Raw genomic sequence first — 321 nt, forward strand, 5'->3', positions numbered from 1 at the left:
AGATACTGCGCTTACAGATTTATTATTTAACTTACGAATCAATACATCCTAGTTGAATTGCGAGTTCACCCGTCCGCTTGGGCGCCTTGCTATCAGTGCTTTTCATAAACAATCTAACCCAGTGGCGCACGTAACGTACAAAGCTCCTAGGGGCCAAGCAAACATTGTTATGAAGGTCACAACTAAAAGCGTGGCATGTTGCTGAACAGCCTGCCGAATTTTGACCAAAAATTGGTTTACCGCAACAAAGATAATTAGTGGCATAAGTATGCTCAAGAAATTAGCCAAGGCGAGCAATACAGGTCTATTTTCGGCCGCCCA

At 43.6% G+C, this 321-nt stretch carries 1 protein-coding gene; it reads right to left on the reverse strand.

The genetic code is table 11. The features are described from left to right. Window positions 1-102: 102 nt before the first annotated feature. Window positions 103-321 (reverse strand): hypothetical protein (locus NOG12_RS13330; protein ID WP_313933526.1); only part of this gene is annotated, 219 nt, incomplete at its 5' end.

It is taken from the genome of Pseudidiomarina fusca, from assembly GCF_032227045.1.
GTDB lineage: Bacteria > Pseudomonadota > Gammaproteobacteria > Enterobacterales > Alteromonadaceae > Pseudidiomarina > Pseudidiomarina fusca.